The 21774-nt window shown below is 71.4% G+C and carries 23 protein-coding genes and 1 pseudogene; 11 read left to right on the top strand and 13 right to left on the bottom strand.

What is annotated here, in order from left to right; translation table 11 throughout:
• Window positions 1–7 precede the first annotated feature (7 nt).
• The 5 genes from IE217_RS08345 (at window position 8) to IE217_RS08365 (ending at window position 4432) form a co-directional block, all read left to right on the top strand.
• Window positions 8–481 (top strand): Rv1363c family protein, encoded by a 474-nt coding sequence (locus IE217_RS08345; RefSeq protein WP_229865116.1) that lies wholly within the window; start codon window positions 8–10, stop codon window positions 479–481.
• 19 nt (window positions 482–500) lie between these two features.
• On the top strand, window positions 501–1295 hold the full coding sequence (locus IE217_RS08350) for an Rv1363c family protein (protein ID WP_373297972.1): 795 nt from the start codon (window positions 501–503) through the stop codon (window positions 1293–1295).
• Between the two features lie 206 nt (window positions 1296–1501).
• A complete protein-coding gene (locus IE217_RS08355) occupies window positions 1502–3307 on the top strand; it encodes a sialidase family protein (RefSeq protein WP_190177108.1) in 1806 nt (601 codons plus the stop codon).
• 12 nt (window positions 3308–3319) lie between these two features.
• Complete coding sequence (locus IE217_RS08360; protein WP_190177109.1) at window positions 3320–3823, top strand: hypothetical protein; 504 nt, start codon at window positions 3320–3322, stop codon at window positions 3821–3823.
• 168 nt (window positions 3824–3991) lie between these two features.
• The gene (locus IE217_RS08365; RefSeq protein ID WP_190177409.1) at window positions 3992–4432 is read left to right on the top strand and encodes an ATP-binding protein; all 441 of its coding nucleotides are present in this window, start codon (window positions 3992–3994) and stop codon (window positions 4430–4432) included.
• Here IE217_RS08365 and IE217_RS34545 read toward each other — a convergent pair.
• From IE217_RS34545 to IE217_RS08380, 4 genes are all read right to left on the bottom strand, one after another.
• Window positions 4404–4736, bottom strand: coding sequence for an FG-GAP repeat protein (locus tag IE217_RS34545; RefSeq protein WP_308432699.1), 333 nt, complete (start codon window positions 4734–4736; stop codon window positions 4404–4406). The genes IE217_RS08365 and IE217_RS34545 overlap by 29 nt on opposite strands.
• A 113-nt stretch (window positions 4737–4849) precedes the next feature.
• Window positions 4850–5386 carry a hypothetical protein gene (locus IE217_RS34550; protein WP_229865118.1) on the bottom strand — a complete coding sequence of 179 codons (537 nt, stop codon included), beginning with the start codon at window positions 5384–5386 and terminating at the stop codon, window positions 4850–4852.
• A 539-nt stretch (window positions 5387–5925) separates the two neighbouring features.
• The gene (locus IE217_RS08375; RefSeq protein WP_190177110.1) at window positions 5926–6285 is read right to left on the bottom strand and encodes a hypothetical protein; all 360 of its coding nucleotides are present in this window, start codon (window positions 6283–6285) and stop codon (window positions 5926–5928) included.
• 450 nt (window positions 6286–6735) lie between these two features.
• The gene (locus tag IE217_RS08380) at window positions 6736–7407 is read right to left on the bottom strand and encodes a formylglycine-generating enzyme family protein (RefSeq protein ID WP_190177111.1); all 672 of its coding nucleotides are present in this window, start codon (window positions 7405–7407) and stop codon (window positions 6736–6738) included.
• Window positions 7408–7755: 348 nt separating this feature from the next.
• Here IE217_RS08380 and IE217_RS08385 point away from each other — a divergent pair, with 348 nt between their 5' ends.
• The gene (locus tag IE217_RS08385; RefSeq protein ID WP_190177112.1) at window positions 7756–8175 is read left to right on the top strand and encodes a peptidase inhibitor family I36 protein; all 420 of its coding nucleotides are present in this window, start codon (window positions 7756–7758) and stop codon (window positions 8173–8175) included.
• A 388-nt stretch (window positions 8176–8563) separates the two neighbouring features.
• Entirely contained in the window at window positions 8564–8788 is a 225-nt protein-coding gene (locus tag IE217_RS08390) for a hypothetical protein (RefSeq protein WP_190177113.1), read from the top strand.
• A 170-nt stretch (window positions 8789–8958) separates the two neighbouring features.
• On the opposite strand, the gene IE217_RS08395 is transcribed toward IE217_RS08390, so the two are convergent.
• Window positions 8959–10335 carry a hypothetical protein gene (locus IE217_RS08395; protein WP_229865119.1) on the bottom strand — a complete coding sequence of 459 codons (1377 nt, stop codon included), beginning with the start codon at window positions 10333–10335 and terminating at the stop codon, window positions 8959–8961.
• Window positions 10336–10559: 224 nt separating this feature from the next.
• On the bottom strand, window positions 10560–10688 hold the full coding sequence (locus IE217_RS35075; RefSeq protein WP_268249135.1) for a hypothetical protein: 129 nt from the start codon (window positions 10686–10688) through the stop codon (window positions 10560–10562).
• 434 nt (window positions 10689–11122) lie between these two features.
• Here IE217_RS35075 and IE217_RS08400 point away from each other — a divergent pair, with 434 nt between their 5' ends.
• Both IE217_RS08400 and IE217_RS08405 read left to right on the top strand, forming a co-directional pair.
• Entirely contained in the window at window positions 11123–12517 is a 1395-nt protein-coding gene (locus IE217_RS08400; RefSeq protein WP_190177114.1) for an FtsW/RodA/SpoVE family cell cycle protein, read from the top strand.
• A gap of 81 nt (window positions 12518–12598) precedes the next feature.
• Window positions 12599–13717, top strand: a complete 1119-nt coding sequence (locus tag IE217_RS08405; RefSeq protein WP_190177115.1) for a PP2C family protein-serine/threonine phosphatase — start codon at window positions 12599–12601, stop codon at window positions 13715–13717.
• A gap of 253 nt (window positions 13718–13970) precedes the next feature.
• Here the strand turns inward: IE217_RS08405 and IE217_RS08410 are convergent, their stop codons facing one another.
• Together IE217_RS08410 and IE217_RS08415 are read right to left on the bottom strand one after the other, a co-directional pair.
• The gene (locus IE217_RS08410; RefSeq protein ID WP_190177116.1) at window positions 13971–14846 is read right to left on the bottom strand and encodes an alpha/beta fold hydrolase; all 876 of its coding nucleotides are present in this window, start codon (window positions 14844–14846) and stop codon (window positions 13971–13973) included.
• A 374-nt stretch (window positions 14847–15220) separates the two neighbouring features.
• Window positions 15221–15601, bottom strand: coding sequence for a YybH family protein (locus IE217_RS08415; protein WP_190177117.1), 381 nt, complete (start codon window positions 15599–15601; stop codon window positions 15221–15223).
• Between the two features lie 148 nt (window positions 15602–15749).
• Between IE217_RS08415 and IE217_RS08420 the strand changes: the two genes are divergently transcribed.
• Entirely contained in the window at window positions 15750–16649 is a 900-nt protein-coding gene (locus tag IE217_RS08420; protein WP_190177118.1) for an AraC family transcriptional regulator, read from the top strand.
• A 65-nt stretch (window positions 16650–16714) separates the two neighbouring features.
• On the opposite strand, the gene IE217_RS08425 is transcribed toward IE217_RS08420, so the two are convergent.
• The 4 genes and pseudogenes from IE217_RS08425 to IE217_RS35080 form a co-directional block, all read right to left on the bottom strand.
• On the bottom strand, window positions 16715–17194 hold the full coding sequence (locus tag IE217_RS08425; RefSeq protein WP_229865121.1) for a hypothetical protein: 480 nt from the start codon (window positions 17192–17194) through the stop codon (window positions 16715–16717).
• Window positions 17195–17408: 214 nt separating this feature from the next.
• On the bottom strand, window positions 17409–19580 hold the full coding sequence (locus IE217_RS08430; RefSeq protein WP_190177119.1) for a TerD family protein: 2172 nt from the start codon (window positions 19578–19580) through the stop codon (window positions 17409–17411).
• A 107-nt stretch (window positions 19581–19687) separates the two neighbouring features.
• Window positions 19688–19984 carry an Lrp/AsnC family transcriptional regulator gene (locus IE217_RS08435; protein ID WP_229865122.1) on the bottom strand — a complete coding sequence of 99 codons (297 nt, stop codon included), beginning with the start codon at window positions 19982–19984 and terminating at the stop codon, window positions 19688–19690.
• Window positions 19985–20098: pseudogene (locus tag IE217_RS35080) on the bottom strand (AsnC family transcriptional regulator); the annotation flags it as partial. It lies immediately after the preceding gene.
• Between the two features lie 167 nt (window positions 20099–20265).
• Between IE217_RS35080 and IE217_RS08440 the strand changes: the two are divergent.
• On the top strand, window positions 20266–21066 hold the full coding sequence (locus tag IE217_RS08440) for an inositol monophosphatase family protein (RefSeq protein ID WP_190177120.1): 801 nt from the start codon (window positions 20266–20268) through the stop codon (window positions 21064–21066).
• Here IE217_RS08440 and IE217_RS08445 read toward each other — a convergent pair.
• Window positions 21063–21743 (bottom strand): maleylpyruvate isomerase N-terminal domain-containing protein, encoded by a 681-nt coding sequence (locus IE217_RS08445; protein ID WP_190177121.1) that lies wholly within the window; start codon window positions 21741–21743, stop codon window positions 21063–21065. The two genes, IE217_RS08440 and IE217_RS08445, sit on opposite strands and share 4 nt — an antisense overlap.
• Window positions 21744–21774: the final 31 nt, after the last annotated feature.

The following is a 21774-nucleotide window of genomic DNA, read 5'->3' on the forward strand; positions in this document are numbered from 1 at the left end:
CCGGCGGATGAGACTGCTGTCGGCGGGGCTCGCCGCCGCGACCGTGCTGACGACCGTGCCGTGCGTCTGGGTGGGCCTGAAGCTGTCCGACCAGCGCGTGGCGGAGCAGCGCCGTCAGGACATCCTGGCGGCGGCCCGCCAGTCGGCGCTGAGCTTCACCTCGCTCGACTACCGGCACTACGGCCGGGACAGCGGCAACGTGCTGAAGGACGCCACCGGCGAGTTCAAGAAGGAGTTCGCCGCGCAGACCGCACAACTGACGAAGCTGGTCGCGCGGAACAAGTCGGTGTCCGAGGGGCAGGTCCTGGAAGCGGGCATCGTGCGGTCCGACGCGCGCTCGGCCCGGGTCCTGGTCGTGGCCGACAGCAAGGTGACCAACACCGCCGTGCCCGAGGGCCAGGCACGCACCTACCGGCTGCAGCTCGACCTCCAGCGCGTGGCCGGCCGCTGGCTGACCTCCGACGTCACGTTCGTGGGCTGACCCACCCGTGAGGCCATCGATGAGAAGAGACACCGTGGCGAACCCTCCCTCCCGCACCCGCGGCACCAGCTCCCCTGCCCGCGGCACCAGCTCCCCTGCCCGCCGCACGATGACCGCGGCCGCTCGAGCGGCAGCCAAGCGCGCCGGGCGGCCCGCGCACCCCGAACGCGGTTCCCGCCAGGAAGAGCAGGCTCCCGCCGGGCGCACCCTGCTCGTCGATCCGCCGGCGAACGGCTGGGAGGACCCGCCCGAGCCCGAAATACGCGAGCCGTTCGAGGAAGAGCCGGAGGACGGCGCGCCCCCGCGCAAGGCCGGGCGTGCCGTGCTCACCGCGGTGCTGGGCGTCCTCCTCGTCGCGGCCCTGGTCGCGGCCGCCGTACTCGGGTGGCAGTACCGGCAGGGACGGCAGGCCGAGCAGGCCCGCGGCGAGGCCGTCGCGGCCGCCCTGAAGGCGGCGCCGGTCGTGCTGTCGTACGACTACCGGCACCTGGACCGGGACTTCTCCCGCGCCCGCGCTCTGCTGACCGGGCACTTCCGCGACCAGTACGGCAAGACCACGAGCGCGGTGGTCGCACCGACCGCGGCCAAGTACCACGGCGTGGTGAAGGCGACCGTGGCCACACCCTCCGACGGCGGCGCCCCGGCGGTCTCCGTCGTGTCCACCACACCGGACCGGGCCGTCGTCCTGCTCTTCGTCAACCAGGTCACCCAGAGCACTCAGGTCCAGGCGCCCCGGCTGGACCTGAACCGGGTGCGCATGACGCTGACCCGGACCTCCGACGGCTGGAAGGTGAGCGGCGTCGACGCCCTCTGACCAGGCCCTCCGCAGGTGCCCTCGCGCGGTCGCGCGGGGGCACCTTCTCGTCCCGCTGCCCCCTCAGCAGCCGTCCGGCCCGTCTCGAAAAGAGTTCGGCCGCCCGCGACGGACGCCGCCTGGCTCGCCGTAGAGCAGACGAAGGCATCACCCGTACCGCCGCACATGACCACCCGTCGTCCGACTCGCGAACCCAAGAGGTGCCTGTGGCTCTCCTCTCCGCACCACGTCCTCACCACCATCCGCGCCGGCGGGGGCGTCTCGCCGTCGGGTTGCTGGCGCTCGTCGCCGGGACCCTGCCGACCGCGGCCGCCGACGCCGCCACCCCGCCCTCCGGCTCGGTCAGCGACACCGCACCCACGACCACGTGGAGCGCCGGTCCCTTCGCCGTCCCGAACGTCTCCGGCACCACCGGGACGGTGAGCTGCGGGAACGCCCAGCCCTGCGACGACTACGCCCTGAAGGTGTCGGTGCCCGCGGGCTACGACGCCGGTCACAGCCTGCGCATCGACGTCAAATGGCCCGACTCCGCCGCCGACTTCGACCTGTACGTCCTCGACGCGGGCGGCCGGGAGGTGGCCGCCTCGGTCTCTTCCAGCGACCCCGAGACCGTGCTGCTTCCGGCGGTGTCGGCGTCGTACACCGTGCGCGTGGTGCCCTACGCGCCCCTCGGTGACAGCTTCACCGGCACCGCGAGCCTGGTCACCGTCCCGGCCGATCCGCCGCCGAGCACGGCCACACCACCGACGTACGCGAACTCCTCGGCCCCCGACAACATCGCGGATGCGCACAACGCCGGTGAGCCCTCGATCGGCGTCGACCGTGGGAGCGGCGCGGCGATGTTCCAGGCGTACACCTCGACGCTCAAGGTCACCTACGACAGTGCCGGTGCCGCCACCTGGCAGGACAGGAGTGCGAGCGCGGCCAACGGCTGTCCCCAGGGAAGCACCACCAGCCTCGACCCGATCCTGTTCACCGACCCGGTCACCCACCGCACCTTCGAGTCGCAGCTCGCCGGGAAGACCGCCCTGACCTGCTACACCGACGACGACGGAGAGACGTGGACGCCGACGGGCGGCTCGGGCGTCAACTCCGGTGTGGACCACCAGACCATCGGTGGCGGCCCCTTCGCCGCAGGCGCTCCGGGTGCCGTCACGTCGTACCCGGACTCGGTCTACTACTGCTCCCAGGACATCGCCGACGCGTCCTGCGCGGTCAGCCGGGACGGCGGTCTGACGTACGGGCCCGCCGTGCCGATGTACTCGCTGCTGGACTGCGGCGGCCTGCACGGGCACGTGAAGGTCGCCCCGGACGGCACGGTGTACGTGCCCAACAAGGGCTGCGGTGGCAATCAGGCCGTGGCCGTCTCCGAGGACAACGGGCTCACGTGGACCGTCCGCAAGAACCCCTCCAGCACCCCCGGTGACTCGGACCCGAGCGTGGGGATCGGGTCGGGCGGAACCGTCTACATGGGCTACCAGAACAGCGACGGCACCGCGCGTATCGCCGTCAGCCACGACAAGGGCAGGACATGGCTGTACGACCAGAACGTCGGCGCGGCCCTCGGCATCAAGAACATCGTCTTCCCGGCCGTGACCGCGGGTGACGACAACCGCGCCGCCTTCGCCTTCCTCGGCACCACCACCGGCGGCGACTACCAGGACGCGGCCGGTTTCACGGGCGTCTGGCACCTGTACGTGGCCACCACCTACGACGGCGGCCAGTCCTGGGTCACCGCCGACGCCACCCCGACGGACCCGGTTCAGAAGGGGTCGATCTGCACGGGCGGCACCACATGCGGCAAGGACCGCAACCTCCTGGACTTCATCGACGTCACCACCGACGCCCAGGGCCGCGTGCTCGCCGCCTACGCCGACGGCTGCACCGGCACCTGCGCGGCCGGAGGCGCCCAGAACTACGACGCCCTGGCCTCCATCGCCCGCCAGACCTCGGGCAACACGCTCTACGGCGCGTACGACGCCGTGGTCCGCGGCAAGCACAAGAAGCCCTGAGGAAGCCACTGAATGAAGCCTTCGCCATGGGCTGCCGTACTGGCCGGGGCGGCCGTCGGCCTGGCCACGGTCACCGGATGCTCGGCGGCGCACAAGCGCCCCGAGCCGCCGGGGACGACGCCGTACGCGGCGACGCGGGCAACCGATTCGCCGGCCCAGAACGCAGCGGGTGCCACGCCCGGCGGATGTCCCACCACCGCCTCACTGCCGCTCCCCGAGGACTTCCCGGAGAACCTGCCGGTGCCCGACGGCGCGGTCGTGACCTCGGTGGAGCACCGCACCGGGGGCCGGCTCGTCGTCGCCACCGTCGTGCGGGGCGGCTTCGACACCACCCTGGCGTTGCTGCACAGGGAGCTCCCCAAGGCCGGCTACCTCCCTGAGGAGGGCGAAGTGGAGGAGGACGACGCCGAGTCGGACTTCTCCTCCACGACCGTCCGGGGCCGCTGGACCCTGCGGAAGATGCCCGACTGCGAGGGAGGCGTGTACCTGACGTACCTGACGTCCGCCGTCTCCTGAACCGGGCCCATGCCCATCCGCCGTCCGCTGGGCATGGGCCCCCACGACTGCCGGGCGCGGTGTTCCGCGCTGAACGGGTGCGTGATGGGCTCTTGCCGCGTCGCATGGCGTTTTGCGGGTATACGCGGCCGGTGGCGTCATGGCGGTGTGGAGAGCAGGGCGGGCCGTATGGATCAAGCGGCGGAGGATGGCGACTCGATGTCACCGGCCGGTGGGATCGTTTCCGTGTCCGCGGCGTTCGAGGGCAGCGGTGGGATCGCCGACGCCCGGGAACTGGCCCGCTCCTTCCTGACCGACGTGCAGGCCGGCCACGGGCTGCACGTGTCGGAGCGCGCGAAGGGCACGGTGCAGCTTGTGGTCAGCGAACTGGTGACCAACGCCCGTAAATACGCGCCCGGGCCGTGCCTGCTGGCGCTGGAGATCGAAGACGCCACCGTGCGGATCAGCGTGTGGGACAGCAGCACGACGTTGCCGGCGGTCTCGGCGCCCGACCCGTGCCGGGTGGGGCGGCACGGCCTGGAGATCGTGATGGCGGTCTGCGCCAGTTTCACCGTTCACCGCGAGCCGCCGGGCAAGCGGATCACCGCAGCGGTCGTACTGGCCGACTGATCGGGGCGGTGCCGTGTCCGGCTGGGCGGTGTCCCGGGTGGCGCGGCGGCGGTTGATTCCGAAAGATCGGACGGGGCCCGTACAGCACGGTCACCGAGCCGCGGTCGGTGCGGCCGGCGTCGTCCTGGCCGGGTGCGCCGATCGCGAGGTCGGCGTAACCGTCACCGTTGACGTCACCCCATGCGGTGGCGGCGCCGAAGTGGTTCCCGGGCGCGGAGGAGCCTGGCACACCGGGGCTGTCCTGGGTCAACGTCACGTGCTCGGCGGCCGCAGGTCCCCCGGGGCTGCCCGGGATGACGGTCACGCTGCCGGCGCCGCCCGATGCCTTCGGCGTGCCGGCGGCCAGGTCACTGGTGCCGAGCCTTGGCCTGCGAAGCCGTCTCAGCCTCGGCGTGCGGTGCCGTCGTCCGACGTCGCTCAGGCGGGTCGGGCCGGCGAGGACGTCTGCCGCTGCCGCAGTGGCAGGCCGGGGCGCGAACCGGAAGCGGGCACAGCGACGGCCGGGCGCGGCGGACCGGGCGCGGGCCCGGAGGGACGCGGCCCTGCGTCCCTCCGTGTGTCGGTGAGCGCCGAGCCGCGTTCCGGCGTGAAGTGGGCCACCTCGCTCGTGGGCAGGCCCAGCAGACGCGCGGCATCGCCTTGGCTGACGTGCAGCTTGCCCACGAGTTCGTGAACAGCGGCGGCGATCGCCTCGTCCTCGGCGGCGACCGCGGCCGCCCGACGCTGCCGCGCTTCGGCCACCGGACCGAGCACCGGCGCGAGTTCGGGCACCACCATCTTCGTGGCAATCACCTCCGCGGGAACCCCGAGGGCTTCGGCGACCATTCCGCGGGCCAGGTCCTCCGCACCTTCCAGCGTGCGGCACTGGGTGTGAAGGTCGAGGCTGGGAATGTCGACCGCCCACCACCGGCCGATGCGGCGCAGCAGGACGTGGAATTCGTCGCGCGGACTCATGCGCTCTGCCTCCTGTGCTTTCCGATCGGCCGGGATCGTGGCTCGCAGGCCGGCACGCGGCCCGCGAACTTCCGGGACTCGTTCTACCCCGAACGGCCGGGTGCAGGCATGGTCAGCTGAGACACCGCGCGGGCCTGCACTGACGAGGCCTTGGTCCTCGTCGGCGGCTTCGGCTGAGGCGGGCCGCGGAGGCCGCGGTGTCCCGGTGAGCCGTTGTGGCCGGTGCGGGGTTCGTCATCGTCGGGGCCGTCGGCCCGCTGCGGCACCCCTTACGGCTGCGACCCGCGCCACTCCGGCTGACCGGCCACGGCTGCTCGTGTGCCGTCGTCCCCATGACGGGCTTGCCGACCCGCATCCCGCCCCCTCAGCAATTCCGTCGCCTGATGCTGCGTGTGTTGTGCGGCACGCCGAGCTTCCGCGACGACGTCACCCCGTTCGCGTATCAGGTCCTCGTAGATCGGATTGTGGTCTTTTCCAGTAGAGCTGTGTGTCATGGTCGGCCTGCTTTCATGGCGATCAACAATCAGGTCGGTCCGCTGTCAGGCTCGGTTGAGCCGGGCAGCGATCCCGTGACCGATCAGCAAGTAGATGACGGCCGGGAGACCGTAATTGAGGACGACGCGCAGCCCCTCCGTGTCCATCGTGAAAATGTCCTGTGCCCACCAGGACAGCCGGCCCGCCGCGCCCCGCACGAATTCGACGAACACATTCGCGCGGTTCGCGTCGAGCAGGAACAGCAGGATCCACAGACCCAGCAGACCCGCCGCGATGTCGGCGATCGTGCAGATGGCGATGGCCGTGCGCCGTGCGGTGGCCTGACGCTGACGCTGCGGAGAGCGGTCCGGGGTCCGCGGCTCTTCGTATGCCTGGTATCCGGGAACCGGGTCGATGTTTCTCACAGGGATATCCGATCTGACGTAGTGGCGTGTCTGCATGCTGACGCCAGGGCACCGGATTCGGCCGGCCGGTACCCCGCTTCTCACTACTCCTGCGTTCCGCATACGTCGCAGCGTTACACCGGCGTCCGCGATGTCCCGAATATGGCTGCCTATGCCGGCACTTACCCGCTTGTTCGCATGCCGTGGCAATTTTCCGGACGGAATGGAGTGGCGTGATCGCGTGCCGCCGCAGTTTACCGGCAGCGGAGTTCGCGTAATGCGTGACCGAATCATGAAGGAGATCAGGGTATTCCTTCACGCAGTTGTCGTTCTCGCAACCATTCCGGTCTCCCCGCGGCATCGCCGACTTGCGGTGCGCTGGTGGAAGCGACCGGGGCTGGGGGCGCCCTCACGGTTGCCGGGCCAGTCGCGCGACAGCGGATCGCGACCGGGCGCCAGGTGGCGCGGGGATCAGCGCGTCACGGAACGCGCGATGCGGAATCCCACGTCGTCGACCCGGAACGTGGGGTGACTGCGCCGCCTTACGGACGCCCGGCAGCTCCAGTGCTCGTCGAACCAGCCGCCGCCTCGCAGAACCCGGTAGGTGCCGTACACCTCGGCGTCGTAGAGGTCCCAGCACCACTCCCACACGTTGCCGAGCATGTCATGGAAGCCCCAGAGGTTGGGGCGCTTGCCTCCCACCTCGTGGGTGGTCTCCGCCGAGTTGCCGCGATGCCAGGCGATCTCGTCGAGTAAGCCGTAGCGCGGCCCCGCCGTGCCTGCCCTGCAGGCATGCTCCCACTCCGCTTCGGTCGGCAGCCGGTACCCGTCGGCCGCCATGTCGCGTTCGATGTCCTCGCCGCCGACCCGCCGATAGGCGGGTGTGAACCCCTCGCGCTGCGACAAGGCGTTGCAGAATCGGACCGCGTCCCACCAGGAGACGCCCTCGACGGGCAGACGGTCCCCGTGCGCGGTACTTGGACGCTCGCCGGTTACGTGCGCGTACAGCGTCTGGGTGATGGGGTGGGCCGCAAGCTGGTAGGGGTCCAGTTCGACCGCCCAACTCCGTTGCGTCCGCCGGTCCGACAGTGTGACCTGCCCGGCCGGAACCGCGATCATCTCGGGCTCTGCACTCGCGTCCATGAGCAGACGACCTTACCGGCGCTTTCGCAGAACCGCGGTCAGGGCCGGATTGGAAGAGCCCTGACAGTGCCGGCCGCCGGCGCCGGCGTGGCGCGCGGAAGGCGAGTGGCGCGGGTGAGGGCCGCCCTTCCGCCGCTGCGCCACTGACAGTCCCACGCGAGAAGTCACCAACGGCCGCCGTACCGCCCAGGTTTACGTTCCTTACGCTCCCAGGTTGACGACCTGGTGCCCTGGACGCTGGCACCGTCGACATTGAGCGCGACGGTCCTTGGACGACGCCCGATGCTCCTCAGCATCGGCGTTCCCGGGGCGCGCGCGTCTGGTGAATCCACGACGTAGGGGGAACGAATGCACCTCAAGAGCAAGGTTGTCTCCGTACTGGCCTTCGGGTCCGCGGTGCTTCTCGCGGCGCCCGTCACCGCGGACGCCGCTTCGGCCACCTCGCAGGCAGGAACCTCGGTTCACGCGGCCATCGCCTGTCCCCGAGGGTTCGTCTGCATCTACCCCGGCATCAACTTCCGTGGACAGCCGTACGTCAAGCGCGCCTCGGACGGGAGCGTGAAGCACCTCCCGGACTACATCCGCAGCGACGGCAGTTCGGTGATCAACAACTCGAGCAAGACCGCACGGGTCTACCAGAAGGACAACTACCACGGACGTCGCGTGTGTGTCGGACGCAACGGAGGATCCATCCACGACCTGCGTTCCTACCAACTCAACGACACCACGCACTCCCTCAGGAACAACAACACGTCCTGCGGCGGCTGAGCCGGCCGTCGGCTTGAACTCGGCCAGCGGGGCTTATTGTCCTCGCTGCCGTGTTCCTGCCGGACCAACTCCACACGGCCCGCAGGCCGGAGGAACGAGAGCACCGTGTGACGGCGGGGCAGAAGCGGGCGGTCACGCCGGCCGCCCGCTCGGGCTTCCGCTCCGGCGTCGGTCCGTGTCGTGGCGGATGAACGTCTTGCCGGCGATCCGCCACACCCCTGTCCTCCCGTAACACCACTTCGACGGTGCCGAACCAGGGAGAACGACGACCTCGACATGATGGGCCATTCGCACGCCGTCAGCGGTGCGCTGATCTTCGCGGCCGTCCCCGTCACCCCTTCCTCGCCACACTTGCGCAACCGCTAAACTGTTGCCATGGAGTGCGCTGATGGCTGACGCGATGGGCTGGGAGACGGCGGTGCTCGAAGGAGGGCCCGCGGACGGATGGCGGATGAAGGTGTCCGACCGGCCGCGAGTGATCCAGGTGTCCTGCCCCTGCCCGATCGAGGCCGCGCCCCCGGGTGCGCGCGCGGAAGGCGTCTACATCTACCGGCGGGACTACGGCGTTAACAGGGAGCCGCTGCGTTACGGCTTCGACATCGCCAGCCCCTGACCCTGACCCTGCAGCACCCGGTGCCGCGGCGTCAGCCAGGCGGCAGTACCACGACAACCGCGTGCGCCACGATTCCAGGCGCGGCTGCCCGCACCAGCCGACCCGAGCGGCCCTCGGCACCTCGGGGGTTCCTGACCCCCGCGCGTCGGCCGGTGCCGCCCGGTGTCAGGTCACCAGTCGCCGCCGAAACCGCCCCCGCCGTCGGCTCCGACGTCACCGAAGCCGCCCTCGAAGTCGGAGGGGCTGAAGTCCGCACCGGAGAATTCGCCGCCCTCCGGCCGGCCCCCGGCGTCCGGGACGACGTCACCGGCGTCGGCGAAAGCCGGCCCGCTGAGCAGGCCGCCCAGCAGAGTGCCCGCGAGCAGACCGCCCACCACACCTGCCGAGACGCCGAAGTAGCCGCCCGCCCAGGGTGCGTAGGCCGGGCCGGCGCTCCAGTACGGCTGGGCGCCCTGGTCGGTGTGCACCATACGAGTCATCGGCTGGCCGCCATGGCTCATGATGGCCGCGTCGTCGGCGCAGGCGGGCACCATGCGCGGCGCACCGCCCGGCGGAGACCAGTTCACATCGCTGACCGAGGGCCCGTGGCGGGGGTCGAAGAAGCACGGGACGCGCCGCTGCGGCAGAGGCGCACCGGTGCGCCGGGCGGCGAGGACCGCCAGCGCGAACCGGCCGTCGGCGAGCGTCTCGGTCACCGGCCGCACGTCCTGCGGGTGCGTCGCCGCGTCCATCTGCCGCTTGGCCCGGTCGTAGGCGTCCAGGGCCCGGGTGTAGTCCTCACGCATCTCGTCCGTGGCGCCCGGCTCGGTCGGTGAGAAGTCGAGGCGGTCGAGTTCCTCGCCGAAGGCCGTGATGTCCTCGTCCACCACCAGGCGCAGCGCGCGCAGTTCGGCCCGCTCTCGCGCCTCGCGCTGCTTGCGCACGCGCCGGTACAGCAGAAGGCCGCCGCCTGCCACCCCGGCCACGACCAGTCCCGCGACCAGCAGGCCCGCGGTCGAGCCGCCGCCCGAGGACGCCTCCCAGGATGCGGGGGCGTGACCCTTGGCCTGCTGGAGCGCCTGGTCGACGAACGCGTTCACCTCCGCCGTCGCGTCGGCCGCGTACGAACGCCTCACCGCGCCCTTGAGGTTGTCGACCGCGCTGTTCGACATGACCTGGTGATCGGCGCCCGCGTTGAACGCGGTGCCGAGACGGACCGCGTACACGCCCGCGACGCCGGTCAGGGAGCGCAGGTCCCGCAGCAGGGTGGCGCGCGGGTATTCGGCCGCGTCGGGCAGCACGGCGACGAAGACGGGCTTGTCCGCCTTCTTGATCTTCTCGGCGAGTCTGTCGGCCTCCGTCTTCGGCAGCTCGCCGCCGACCCGGGGGTCGACGTACACGGGTCCCTGGCGGAAGGCGGCCGCCACGGCGGCGGGCGTACCTCCCGCGGGCGTCGCATCCGCGGCCGAGGCGCGGGCGGTCGGCAGCGTGAGCGCCACCACCGCCGCCAGCAGTGGCGCGGCCGCCAGTCGGGCGAGAGGGCGGGTCCGCAGGGTGGGCGAGATCAAGGGAGACTCCTGGTTCTCCGGGACGGCGAGTGAAAACACTTTACCAAGTGCGCAACTGAGCAATCCCCCTGCGGGGGCGGTCGCGAGTTCGCCCTCCAGTCCTGGACGAGAAGACCGAGGGCCGCCTCGTCCACCAAAGCCACCAGAACTCGTCCACCAAAGTCACCAGGACGAACGACCCCCGGCTCGCAGCAGACCGTCCGGCCGCCGCTCGGGCAGGCACCTCACCTGCGGAAGCCGCCGAGCACGAACACGACGGTGAACGCGATGCCCGCCAGGGCGACGCACACGGCGATCCGGAGCCCCGCGCCCGCCAGGAGCGGAGCGGCCAGGTCGTGGAAAGGGGTGGTCATCACTTACACCCAAGGCCCTTCTGGTGCGGCGCCGCCGCGTCACGCCCGCGCGCTTGCGGGCGGCGAGCGACAGCGCGGGGACGGGACTGTTGCGCAACTGCTGAACAGTAGCGCCGGGGCCGCACGAATCGCCCGTGGCGCGCCCCGGGTCACCGGTACAAAGGAGGGCGCTGCCGCAACCGGCGCCGCGCTCGCGGCAGCGGGCACAACTGCCACGCGACATTTGCCTGATTGCGCAAATGTACGAGTATGATGAGACGCCCACACGACGGAACCACAGTGGATCGCCCGTCGTCTTCCGACGCACATCACCACCATCGGGTTCAGGCCCTTTCCCGGTTCGTGGTGCCCCGAGCTGGAGGTTTTTGTTGCGGAGCCTGAGACAGACCGCTCCGCCGGCGCCGGAGACAGGCGACTCGGACGCCGAGCGAACCATGTCCATGGCGGCTTTCGCGCTCTCGCCCGACCGACGGCGTACGGAGGCGTTGCTGCTGGCGCTCGTCGTGGGGATCACCGTGGGCGGTTACGCGTACGTCGGCCTGTCCATGCTGGACCGGCTGCCGCCCGGATTCACCGGCTTCAGCGTTGCCGTCCTCCTGCTGGCGATCGTCCCGCACCTCGCGGTACGCCGGTGGGCGCCACGCGCCGACCCCCTGATCCTGCCGATCGCCCTGCTCCTCACCGGCCTCGGCCTGGTCCTTCTGCACCGCCTCGACATCACCTACGCGGCCAAGCGCTATCTGCGCATCGCGCAGGCGGGCAGCGGCCAGCTGATGTGGACGGCGATCGGTCTCGCCGTGTGCGTCGGCGTCCTGGTCGCGCTGCCCGACTACCGGCTGCTGCAGCGTTACCTGTACGTCATGATGGCGGTCGCCCTCGTGTTGCTGATGGCTCCGGCCTTCTTCGGTTCCGACCAGTTCGGCGCCAAGCGCTGGATCCTGCTGGGCCCGCTGTCGGTGCAGCCCGGCGAGTTCGTGAAGATCATGATCACGGTGTTCTTCGCCGGCTATCTCACCGTCAACCGCGACGCGCTCGCGCTCGCCGGCCGCCGGATGCTCGGCGTTCGGCTGCCGCCCGGACGGCAGATGGGCCCGATCGTCACCATCTGGGCCGTCAGCCTGCTGGTGCTCATCTTCGAGCGGGATCTCGGCACCTCGCTGATCTTCTTCGGCCTCTTCGTGATCATGCTCTACCTGGCCACCGAACGGACCAGCTGGGTGATCTTCGGCGTCCTGATGTTCGCCGTCGGCGCGACGGTCGTCGGCTCGATGGAACCCCACGTCCACGGCCGTGTGGAGGCCTGGCTGCACCCGATGGAGGCGCTCACCCCCAAGGGGCAGGCCGCGGGCATGTCCGAGCAGTTGGCCCAGGCCCTGTTCAGCTTCGGCAGCGGCGGCATCACCGGAACCGGCCTCGGCCAGGGCCACCCCGAACTGGTCGGCTTCGCCGGCAACAGTGACTTCATCCTCACCACCGTCGGCGAGGAACTGGGCCTCACCGGTGTGACGGCGGTCCTGGTCCTCTACGGCCTGCTCGCCCAACGGGGCCTGCGCACCGCCCTGGTGACCCGTGACCCGTTCGGCAAGCTCCTGGCCGTCGGTCTCTCCAGCGCCCTCCTGCTGCAGGTGTTCGTCGTCTCGGGCGGTGTCCTGGGCCTCATCCCCCTCACCGGCAAGGCCCTGCCCTTCCTGGCCAAGGGCGGCTCCTCCATGGTCGCCAACTGGCTGATGGTGGCCCTGCTGCTGCGCGTCAGCGACAAGGCGCAGCAGCGCCGGGAGCCGGAACAGCCGACCGCGCCGCAAGGCGACCCCCGCACCCCGGCCGGATGACGATGCGGGGGTGCCGGTGCCCACGCATGCGCCTCGGCCGCGCCCGGGCGGGAGCCCTGCGGCGGAGGTACAACGGTAGATATGCGTGTGGACCGCGTGTCGGTGGACCGTCTCCTGGAAGAGCCGTACGGCCGCAGGCTGGTGGCGATCCCTCTGGCCCTGATCGTCGTGATCACGGTGTTGGACGTGCGAACCCCCCAGGACGTCCATCTGGGGCCCTTCCTGGTCATCGCGCCGGCGCTCACCTCCTCGCTGGCCGGGCCGTGGCTGACCGCGGGTGTGGGGGCCCTGGCCGTGGCCGCTCAGGTGCTGATCGCCGTGCTGCACGGCGGGCTGACCACAGCCAACCACCTCGCGCAGATCGCCGCGCTGATCGTCCTCTCCGGCCTGGTCGTCTACGTCTGCCGGCTACGGGAGCGGCGTCACCGGCAGCTGGTCCGGGCACGGTCCGTGGCCGAGACGGCACAGTTGGTCCTGCTGCGGCCGCCACCCCGCCGGATCGGGCCGCTGCGCGTGGCCTGGCTGTATCTGGCGGCCGAGGACGAGACGCGCATCGGAGGCGACCTCTTCGCGGTCGTGCGCACCGACCGCCCTGGCAGCCGTGTGATCATCGGGGACGTCCGGGGCAAGGGCCTGGCCGCCATCGGTGAGGCGTCGATGCTGCTGAGCTCCTTCCGGGAAGCCGCTCACCGCTGTGCCACGCTGCCCGAACTCGCCGCCGCACTGGAGGTGAGCGTCTGCCGCAACCTGCGGGAGATGGCCGACACCGAGCACGACCTGGGCGAGCACTTCATCACGGCCCTGCTGCTCGACATCCCCGACGAAGGCTCCCAGGTCGAAATGATCAACTGCGGCCATCCACCGCCTCTGCTGCTGCACGATCACCAGGTCACGCTCCTGCACGCACGGCGCCCCCGGCCCCCTCTGGGCATGCCCGACCTGACGACCGCCGGCCACGGCGACGACCCCTTCGTCTTCCAGGCCGGCGACACCTTGCTCCTCTACACCGACGGCCTCGTCGAAGCCCGCTCCCCCACCGGAGCCTTCTACCCGCTCACCGAGCGCGCCGCCCTGGTCCCCACCTCCGGACCCGAGGCCCTGCTGCGCCACCTCCACAGTGATCTGGTGGACCACGTCGGCCACGAGCCGCAGGACGACGCCGCCCTCCTCGTCATCGAACGCACCGCCGGGCACCACTGAGCGCACGACCGCGGTGCCGTGGACGGGCGCCCCGCGGCCTTCCGCGAGCCTTCGGCCTGTCCCACATCCGCGTACGCGAGATGGCTGGTCTCAGTCCAGCCGCACACCAGCCTCCCGCTCCTGTACGGCGGTCGCCTCCGCGGCCTTCGCGGGCGCACCGTCCCCGCCCGCCAGGGCCTCGTCCGTGGCCAGCACCACCTTCTCCGGCTGCGCACTGGACGTCAGTCCCGCCCGGCCGGCGGGAGTCCCGCGGTCACCACACCGCCCGCCAACTGGGCGGGGTCCTCTCTCCGAGGGTGAGCATCGCCTCCGCGACCTCGCCGGCCGCCGCGTCGGGGATCGCGGTGGCGGCCTCCTCGAGGACGAGCAGCCGTGCACCGGGGATCTCGCGTGCGATCGCCTCGCCGTTGCCGACGGGGAAGAACCGGTTCCGGCGGCCGTGGACGACCAGTGTGGGGATCCCGATCCCGGGCAGGCTCTCGCGCCAGCGGGGTGCGCAGTCGAGCCGGGAGAACACCGTGCCCAGCTGGTTGGCCGTCTGGACGGCGGCTGACGTGCCCGGCGTGCGGTCCCAGACGCGTGCGGCGGTCACGCGCGCGGCGGCGGGATCGTCTCCCAGGATCTCCGCACCGCGCGCGGCGAACGAAGCGACCGCCTCGCGGTCGGTCCAGTCGGGCATCGGGCGCGCGAACAGCCGACTCATCGTCGCCTGGTCGTGGTCGGGCAGGTCGTCGTCGGGCGGCCCGGGGGCGACCGCGCGGGTGCCGGCCAGGGTGAGCGCCGAGAACGCGCCCGGGTGGTCGAGCACGGCCACCTGGGCGACCATGCCGCCGACGCCGATCCCCGCGAGGTGCGCGGGCCCGCCGCCGAGGACGCCGGCGAGGGCCGCCGCGTCGGCGGCGAGGTCGCGCAGGGTGTAGGCGGGAGCCTGCGGATCCGCCGTCGTCGACGTCCCGCTGTCGCGCAGGTCGTAGCGCACCACACGGCGGCCGCCGGCGGCGAGGCGCTCGCACAGCGCGTCGGGCCAGGACAGCATCGTCGTCCCGCCCGCGAGCAGGACGAGTGGCGCCCCCTCCTCACCGAACGACTCGATGCCCAGCTCGACCTCGTTCACGTTGACAGTGGTCATCGGATCACCTCGCGGCGTCGCAGGTCAGGCCTTCCGGCCCGTCGGCCACGTCGAGCAGGTGGCGGCCGAGCGCGACGGCGCCCGAATCGAGAGGGACCGGGATGTCATCGATGGTTCGAGTCATGCCAGGGCAGACCCGAGTTCCCGCCCGAAGTCATCGCTCCCCGTCGCGATGGACCGACGGCCCGGCAGCGGCGGACCGTGGGCCGGCGTCAACCGGCCGCCGCCTTCGAGGAGTCGGCCATCTGTTGGGGAACTCCCTCGTCCCTCGCCGACGCGGGCTTCGTCGCCGGTGTCGCCCACGACGGCGTGGACGACCCGACCGGCGGCGTCGGGCCGGTGGAGGCCGGCACATCGCGTGCTGGGGCCGCCGCTCAGGCTGTGCCGAGCGGATTGAGCACGGAGAACCGCCAGCAGCCGTCCGCTCCTCGGCAGGCGACGTTGGCGGTGGTGCCGGTCGGGGCGACGCGCCGGCCGTCGGGGGCGGTGACTTCGAGGGTCCAGTCGGTGACCAGCAGCGCCGCCTCGGCGCCGACCAGGGTGTGCCGGGGGATGTTGGTGAGCCGTCCACGGGCGGCGACGGTCCCGCTGATCTCCCGGCGCAGCGCCTCGTGGCCGGCGATGACCTCGCCGGCCGTCGTGCGCATGGTGGCGCCGGGGGCGAACAGGGCCAGGACACCCTCGACGTCACCGCCGTTCAGGGCCTCCTCGAACGCGCCGGGCAGCAGTGCGGGGTCGGTGATCGCAGTCTTCACAGTGGTGGATCCTTACTTGGTAGTGCCCATCGGGGCAGGGATGTACGAGCGCGCCGCGGGTCTCGACAACGCAGGCCCGCGGCACGAAGTGACGCCTTCACGATCCCCGCCAGGGGGCTCCCGCGGCGAGGTAGAGTCGGGACCCGTCATGGTCAAAGTTGGACACCGCGACGTCATCGACATCGCCTACCGCAATCCCGACCGTCCGCGGCTGGGCATCGAGGTCCTGCCGTTCGACGTCCTGCGCCGCCGTCTGAAAAGGGAAGTCGCCCGCACCGCGAGCCGGACGGACTTCCACCAACTGCTTCTCGTACGAGGCGGTGAGGCGACCATGATGGTCGATTTCGTGCCCCAGCCCTGCGCACCGGGCAGGCTTCTGCATGTGCGGCCCGGGCAGGTCCAGCGGTTCCCGGCCGACGCGGAGGGCCACCTGGCCGAACTGGACGCCGTGCTCGTGCTGTTCACCGCCGCCTTCCCACCGCGTCTGCCTCAGCTCGCGTCCCTCCTCGACGGCTTCGGGCCGGCCGCCTGGACGTTGTCCCCGGGCGACCACCAGGTCCTCGACCGGGCCATGGCCGAGATCGCGGCCGAGTACCACACCCTGGAGGGCTACCGGGAGGACACCGAGGCCGGTCTCACCGTCCCCCTGCTGCGCCAGCTCCTCGGCGCGGTGCTGCTGCGCCTGGCCCGGCTGCCCCATCCGGACCGCTCCACCTCGGCGGAGGCCGGTGACGAGGTCTTCCGCGCCTTCCGGTACGAGCTGGAGCGCTCCTTCGCCGCCACCCGCTCCGTACAGAGGTACGCCGCCCAACTCGGTTACTCACCACGCACCCTGACCCGCGCCTGCCAGGCCGCCACCGGCCGCACCGCCAAAGAACTCATCGACGCCCGCGCCGCCCTGGAGGCGCAGCGCCTGCTCGTCCACACCGACCTGCCCGTGGCCGCGATCGGCCGGATGCTCGGATTCTCCGAACCCGCCAACTTCGGGAAGTTCTTCGCCCGCGAGACCGGCGACGCCCCCGGCGGCTTCCGCACCCGCTGGCGCTAGCCAGGGACCCGATCCATTGTCGGACTGCCTTCGGACTGCCTTCCTTCGGCAAGGGCCGATGCACATCACTCGATTCCGAGGGGTCCGACGCCGAGGTCCTCACGCATGAGGCGACGCATCCGCGCCATGGCCTCGCGCCGCCGCTCTATCAGGGGCGCGTCGGCGGCGGAGCCGACAGCCACCCCACGGGCATAGGCGTCGCGGAGCGCGCGCATGCTGTGGAACGCCTCGTTCCCCGCCTCCACGACCTGCGGCGGGCCCACGAGCCAGAGGCGTTCGCTCGCCGTGTAGATGCCGGTGCCGCGCACGGCCTCTCGCACCGCCGCGTCGCGGGCCGACTCGGACATGTGGTCGCCCAGGGCGACGGCCCGTATCTCCTCACCCGCGGCCTTGAGGGCGGAGACGTACTCCGTGTAGACCTCGCGCCGTGTCTCCAGAGCGTGCCTGGCTTCCTCCCGCCGCCACCGGTTGCGGTCGGCGATCAAAGTGGCTGCGATGCCGATGACGGCGCCGCTCAAGGTGGAGAGCAGGGGTGTCCAGTCCATGTGCCGCAGCTTGGCGCAACCGGTGCGCCGGCACCAGGGGCTCCCTCTGCCGCACAGCACCACCATGCGGCTGCCGCACGACCGACGCGGGATGCCGCCGGATCGGCATCCCGCGTCAGCGGCGAAGTCGAGGGCGAGGAGAGCGAAGGGACTCGTTACAGGTGGAGTTGAGAAGGAAGCCCCTTCATGGCCTCGCCGTCGGCAACGCTAGCACTCAGCCCGGGATCAAGTCGCGCAGATTTTCCGGGGTGATGATCCGCGAGTCCGGATGCAGTCCCTCGGGACGCTCGAGGCCGATGTACGTCACGGGCTCGTCCGGGACCGTCCCGCCGTCCCACAGGTCCACGCTCGTGGTGTCGCCGGCCATCAGGTCGATCAGGTACCGCACCGTCAACTGCTCACGTTCCACGACGGCGCGGACCACCTTCGAGACGGACACCTGGTTCTCCTCGACCCGGTTGGCCGACGAGATGCCCTTCAGGTAGACGTGCAGCCACTTCGCACGCCACCGGCCGTCGTCCTCGCGCCGGAACACCAGCGGCAGCGCCACCCGGCCCGTTCCGCGCAGCTCCGACTTCATCCGCACCGTGCGCGGTTCGAACGGCCGGCCCTTCTGCTCGCCGTCGCGGAGCATGAAGCCGAAGAACGACTCCTCGACCTCCTCGAAGCCTTCGCCGGCGTAGATGTTGACCTGCGGAACGATGAACGTGCCGCGCACCCGGTCGAGGGACAGGTCGATGAACTCCGAGGCCCCGTCGGGCGCCTCGGTGATGTCACCCGAGTGCTTCCCGCCCGCGGCCGTGAGGGAGGTGTAGGAGAGCCAGGAATCAGTGCTGTAGTCGCTGCGGAGAAGCAGCCCCGAAAGGTCGTAGTCGGTCCGGTCCTTGGCCTGCTTCCAGTACACGAAGAAGCGCAGCTGTTCGCCGTCGACCGCGGAGACCGACCCGCGCGGCAGTACGCCGAGCCCGGCCGCGGTCGCCCGGCCGCTGAGCGGAAGGGCGACGTCGAGGACCTCGGGGTCGAGCAGCAGGCGGGCCGGCGCCGGGAGCCGGCGGCGCACCTCGGCGTCGAGGGCGGCGATCAGACGATCGCGGTCGGCGGCCGGTACCGGCGCCCGGAAGTCGGGGGTCACCCAGGCCCGGCCCCGGCGGTTGACGAAGATCCGGGGTGCGTCGCTCCCACGTGCCCGGTTGTGGAGATGCTCGCGCACCGAGAGCACGACCCGGCCGGAGACATCGGGAGCGACCTCCACCGCGGCGGCGACCACCGCGTCCCGTTCCTCCTGTCCGGCGGCGACGCGCAGCAAAAGGTCCAGGGCGCGGAACAGCTTGCCCGGGGCGGACTTCAGCAGCTTCACCGCGCCGACGACGTCGGAGGCGTCGAGCAGCTTCTCGATCCGGCTCTCGAAGGACGGGGCCTCCTTCTCGCCCCGCGCGACGGCGAACACGTCGGCGGCGTGCGGCCGGCCCGGGTGCTCGTGCGGGTGCAGGCGCTCGCCGAGCCGCTTGAAGGGCTCCCGGTGCGCGTGCACGTCGGCGAGCTTCGCGGGGTTGGCCGCGACCACGGCGTCCAGACCCGCGAGCAGTCGCCGGCGCACCGGCCGCGACAGCGACCGGAACCGGGTCGGCTCCCGCAGCGTCACGTCGCCGCCCGACAGCGCGCAGGCCAGCCGCAGCACATCGGTGACGGTGTCGAGGAGGAGGTCCGCGCCGACGCCGAGCCGGGCCTCGTTGACGGCCGCCCGGTTCTCCCGGACCGGGATCGCCTCTGGCTGGGGGCCCAGTGCGCACCGCGCGGCGAGCGTCTTGAGGTCGCGCAGGTCGTCCTCGCCGAGCGGGGTCGTACTGCCGGCCAGGGCCAGGTACAGGCCGGTGAGTTCGTCCTCCAGGTCCCGGCCGAGATGCAGGACGGTGATCCGGTCGCCCGCGGACGCGATCAGTTCGTCCTGCGCCGCGAGCATTTCCTCGTACGTGTGCTGGTAGCGGCCGTAGGCGGGGAGGCTGAGCAGGTCCAGCGCGCCACTCCGCAGCTGCGTCAGCACTTTCCCGCGCGACTTCTCGTCGCCGAGCGCTTGTGCCACGCACCGCGTCCAGAACTCTTCGGTGTCCGGCACGCTCGCCGGGAAGTCGATGAAGTAGGAGTTGTGCCGGACGTGGTCGCCCACCATCTCGCTCACGGTGCGCAGCGTCCGCCTGGCTGTGTGCACGACCGCGGCCTCGCACAGCCCCGACAGCCGCTCCAGCAGCTCCGCCGAGAGCTTGAAGCCCACGGACGTCAGCGCCGCGTCGAACTGCCGCGCCGCGATCGTCCCGTCTCCGGCGGCTCCCTTGGGGGACGGAAGGCGGTGGGTGTGCCGGATGACCAGCGATTCGAAACTGTGCGCCATTCGGCGATGATCGCAGAGGTGCGCGGGCCGGCGCACAGGAGTTTTCGCGCGCCCCAACTCCCTTGGCACACCTGCCATGACGCGAACGCCCTTTCTGAGAGCGGCAGTTACGGGGCCCCCACCGGCTTGACGGTTCCGGCGATGACGTTGGTCTCCACCCGGGCGATCCCCAGGGGCCCGAGCACATGAGCGGTGAAGTCGTAAAGGGCGTGCAGGTCGGGGCAGTACAGCGAGGCCACGAGATTGGCCGGGCCGGTGGTGGCCACGACGGCATGCGTGTGGGGATGGGCGGCGAGCGCCTCGCCCGCCGCGTGCAGATGAGCGGGTGGGACCTCCAGCCACAGGTTGGCGTCGATGGCCGGCCCGAGCAGTCGCGGGTCGATGACGGCATGGGTGCGGAGCATGCCGCTGTCGGTGAGGTGGCGCAGGCGCCGCCGGACGGTGCTTTCCGAGGCGCCGGTGCGCTGGGCCAGCGCGGTGTGCGGCAGGCGGGCGTCTTCGGTGAGCAGCGTGAGCAGCCGCTCAGGGCGCCGACGACACGTCGGTCCAGATCGTCGAGCACGATGCCGGAATCGCTGTCTGGCCGGTCATGAAGTCCTGTTTCCGCCGCCCTGTGGCTCGTCGCGTCGCCTGTCGTCGCCGGAATGCTACCCCTGGTGCGGAAGACTCCACCGGAAGGGAACGCATGATGTACCAGGAACTGCTGCCCGAGGTCGTCCGGATCGCGCGGGAGGCCGGCGCCTTCGCGCAGCAGCACCGCCCCACTGACGTGGGTGCCGACATGGCGTCGCTCATGGGGGTCTTCGCCCGGGTCGACGAGCCCGCTGGCGCGCTGCTGCGGGACCGCCTCGCGAAGCTGCGCCGGCAGGCCGTGTGGAACGAGGACGAGATAGGCACCACCGTGGCGGAACACGGCGAGGCATGGGTCTGCGACGCGGTGGACGGCGCCGTGCAGTACCTACGGCACCTGCCCTACTGGGGAGTGACGATCGCCCTGGTCGCCGACGGGGAGCCCGTGCTGGCGGTGCTGTGGGCGCCCGAACTCGGCATGCTCTACACCGCGGTCAAGGGTCGCGGCGCCCACCTCAACGGGCGCCGGATCACGGTGCCGGCGAGGGAACTCCCCGCTGCGCTGGCGTGCACGAGCCGGCCCCCGTTCAACCCTGAGCCCGAGCGCGCGGGCTCCTCGCTCACGGCGATGCTGCGGCACGCGCTGGCCGTCCGCAATCTGGGCCCGACCGCTCTGCAGGGCGCTCAGGTCGGCTCAGGCCAGGTGGATGTGTTCTGGGAGTACGGCCGGGACGCCAACAACCTCCTGTCAGGCTCCCTGATCGCCCGCGAAGGAGGGGCACTGGTCACCGACGTCGAGGGAAACCCGTGGACCCCGGCTTCGGCCGGCTTCCTCGCCGCTGCTTCCCCGCTGCATGCCCGCGTCCGCGAAGTGCTCGCCGGCCAATCCGGCCCCGGCCCGGTCGCTGAGGGCTAGTGTGCGTGCCTCGGTCCGGGCTGTGTCCGGGGTGTGCTGTCCCAGCGCCATGTGGTGAGTTGAGGGTACCCGGGGAGTTCGGCGCGTCCCGTGGCCCACAAGAGGGTGAGCCAGGCGTCCGTGGACGATGGCGCGTCCGGAAACAGCCGGGCGAGCACCCGCGCGCACAGACCGGCGGGCGGGCTCCATACGAGCCCGAGTCCTTGTGCCAGGTCGTGCGTGTGCACCAGGGTCTCCACGATCCCCATCGCCGCGAATCCCTCGGGGTCCGAGACACCGAAGGCGTGGTACGCGCGGGCCTGCGGAGACGCCGTGCGCACCATGGCGACCAGCAGCGCGCCGCTCGCTTCCAGGACCTCCAACAGGCCCGCCGGCCCCGCCTCACGGTCGGCGTGGATGGCGTTCGCCGGGCCGCCGGGCCGCCGGCTCTCCCACACGAAGGGCACCTCGCGATCCAACGGCGGTGCTTTGGGGCCCAGTTGCGCGGCGTAGGCGAAGAGGTCGTCGCTGAGATGCTCCACGGTCTCCCAGCAGTCCCATTCCAGCGAACCGGCCTTGCTCTCCCAAGCGGCTGGGGGCGCCTCTCGAAGCACCGCCACAGCGAGCCGCACGGCAAGGTCGAGGTCATCGGCGGTGACGGGGGACGGGGAAAGGCCGGCATCGGCTGATCGGGACATGGCAGGACCGTACCGCGGCCGGAAGGGGCAG

Origin of the sequence: Streptomyces naganishii JCM 4654 (genome assembly GCF_014650575.1) — a bacterium.
GTDB classification, from domain to species: Bacteria; Actinomycetota; Actinomycetes; order Streptomycetales; family Streptomycetaceae; genus Streptomyces; species Streptomyces naganishii.

Excerpts from the sequence above, each read along its gene's own strand:
- IE217_RS08385 (WP_190177112.1), top strand. The coding sequence starts at position 7,756 with ATGCACCTCAAGAGCAAGGTTGTCTCCGTACTGGCCTTCGGGTCCGCG.
- IE217_RS08430 (WP_190177119.1), bottom strand. The coding sequence starts at position 19,580 with ATGGCGCACAGTTTCGAATCGCTGGTCATCCGGCACACCCACCGCCTT.
- IE217_RS08380 (WP_190177111.1), bottom strand. The coding sequence starts at position 7,407 with ATGGACGCGAGTGCAGAGCCCGAGATGATCGCGGTTCCGGCCGGGCAG.
- IE217_RS08425 (WP_229865121.1), bottom strand. The coding sequence starts at position 17,194 with ATGGACTGGACACCCCTGCTCTCCACCTTGAGCGGCGCCGTCATCGGC.
- IE217_RS08405 (WP_190177115.1), top strand. The coding sequence starts at position 12,599 with ATGCGTGTGGACCGCGTGTCGGTGGACCGTCTCCTGGAAGAGCCGTAC.
- IE217_RS34550 (WP_229865118.1), bottom strand. The coding sequence starts at position 5,386 with ATGAGTCCGCGCGACGAATTCCACGTCCTGCTGCGCCGCATCGGCCGG.
- IE217_RS08365 (WP_190177409.1), top strand. The coding sequence starts at position 3,992 with ATGGATCAAGCGGCGGAGGATGGCGACTCGATGTCACCGGCCGGTGGG.
- IE217_RS08435 (WP_229865122.1), bottom strand. The coding sequence starts at position 19,984 with ATGCTCCGCACCCATGCCGTCATCGACCCGCGACTGCTCGGGCCGGCC.
- IE217_RS08420 (WP_190177118.1), top strand. The coding sequence starts at position 15,750 with ATGGTCAAAGTTGGACACCGCGACGTCATCGACATCGCCTACCGCAAT.
- IE217_RS08400 (WP_190177114.1), top strand. The coding sequence starts at position 11,123 with ATGTCCATGGCGGCTTTCGCGCTCTCGCCCGACCGACGGCGTACGGAG.
- IE217_RS08345 (WP_229865116.1), top strand. The coding sequence starts at position 8 with ATGAGACTGCTGTCGGCGGGGCTCGCCGCCGCGACCGTGCTGACGACC.
- IE217_RS35075 (WP_268249135.1), bottom strand. The coding sequence starts at position 10,688 with ATGACCACCCCTTTCCACGACCTGGCCGCTCCGCTCCTGGCGGGCGCG.
- IE217_RS08390 (WP_190177113.1), top strand. The coding sequence starts at position 8,564 with ATGGCTGACGCGATGGGCTGGGAGACGGCGGTGCTCGAAGGAGGGCCC.
- IE217_RS08410 (WP_190177116.1), bottom strand. The coding sequence starts at position 14,846 with ATGACCACTGTCAACGTGAACGAGGTCGAGCTGGGCATCGAGTCGTTC.
- IE217_RS08445 (WP_190177121.1), bottom strand. The coding sequence starts at position 21,743 with ATGTCCCGATCAGCCGATGCCGGCCTTTCCCCGTCCCCCGTCACCGCC.
- IE217_RS08440 (WP_190177120.1), top strand. The coding sequence starts at position 20,266 with ATGATGTACCAGGAACTGCTGCCCGAGGTCGTCCGGATCGCGCGGGAG.
- IE217_RS08360 (WP_190177109.1), top strand. The coding sequence starts at position 3,320 with ATGAAGCCTTCGCCATGGGCTGCCGTACTGGCCGGGGCGGCCGTCGGC.
- IE217_RS08350 (WP_373297972.1), top strand. The coding sequence starts at position 501 with ATGAGAAGAGACACCGTGGCGAACCCTCCCTCCCGCACCCGCGGCACC.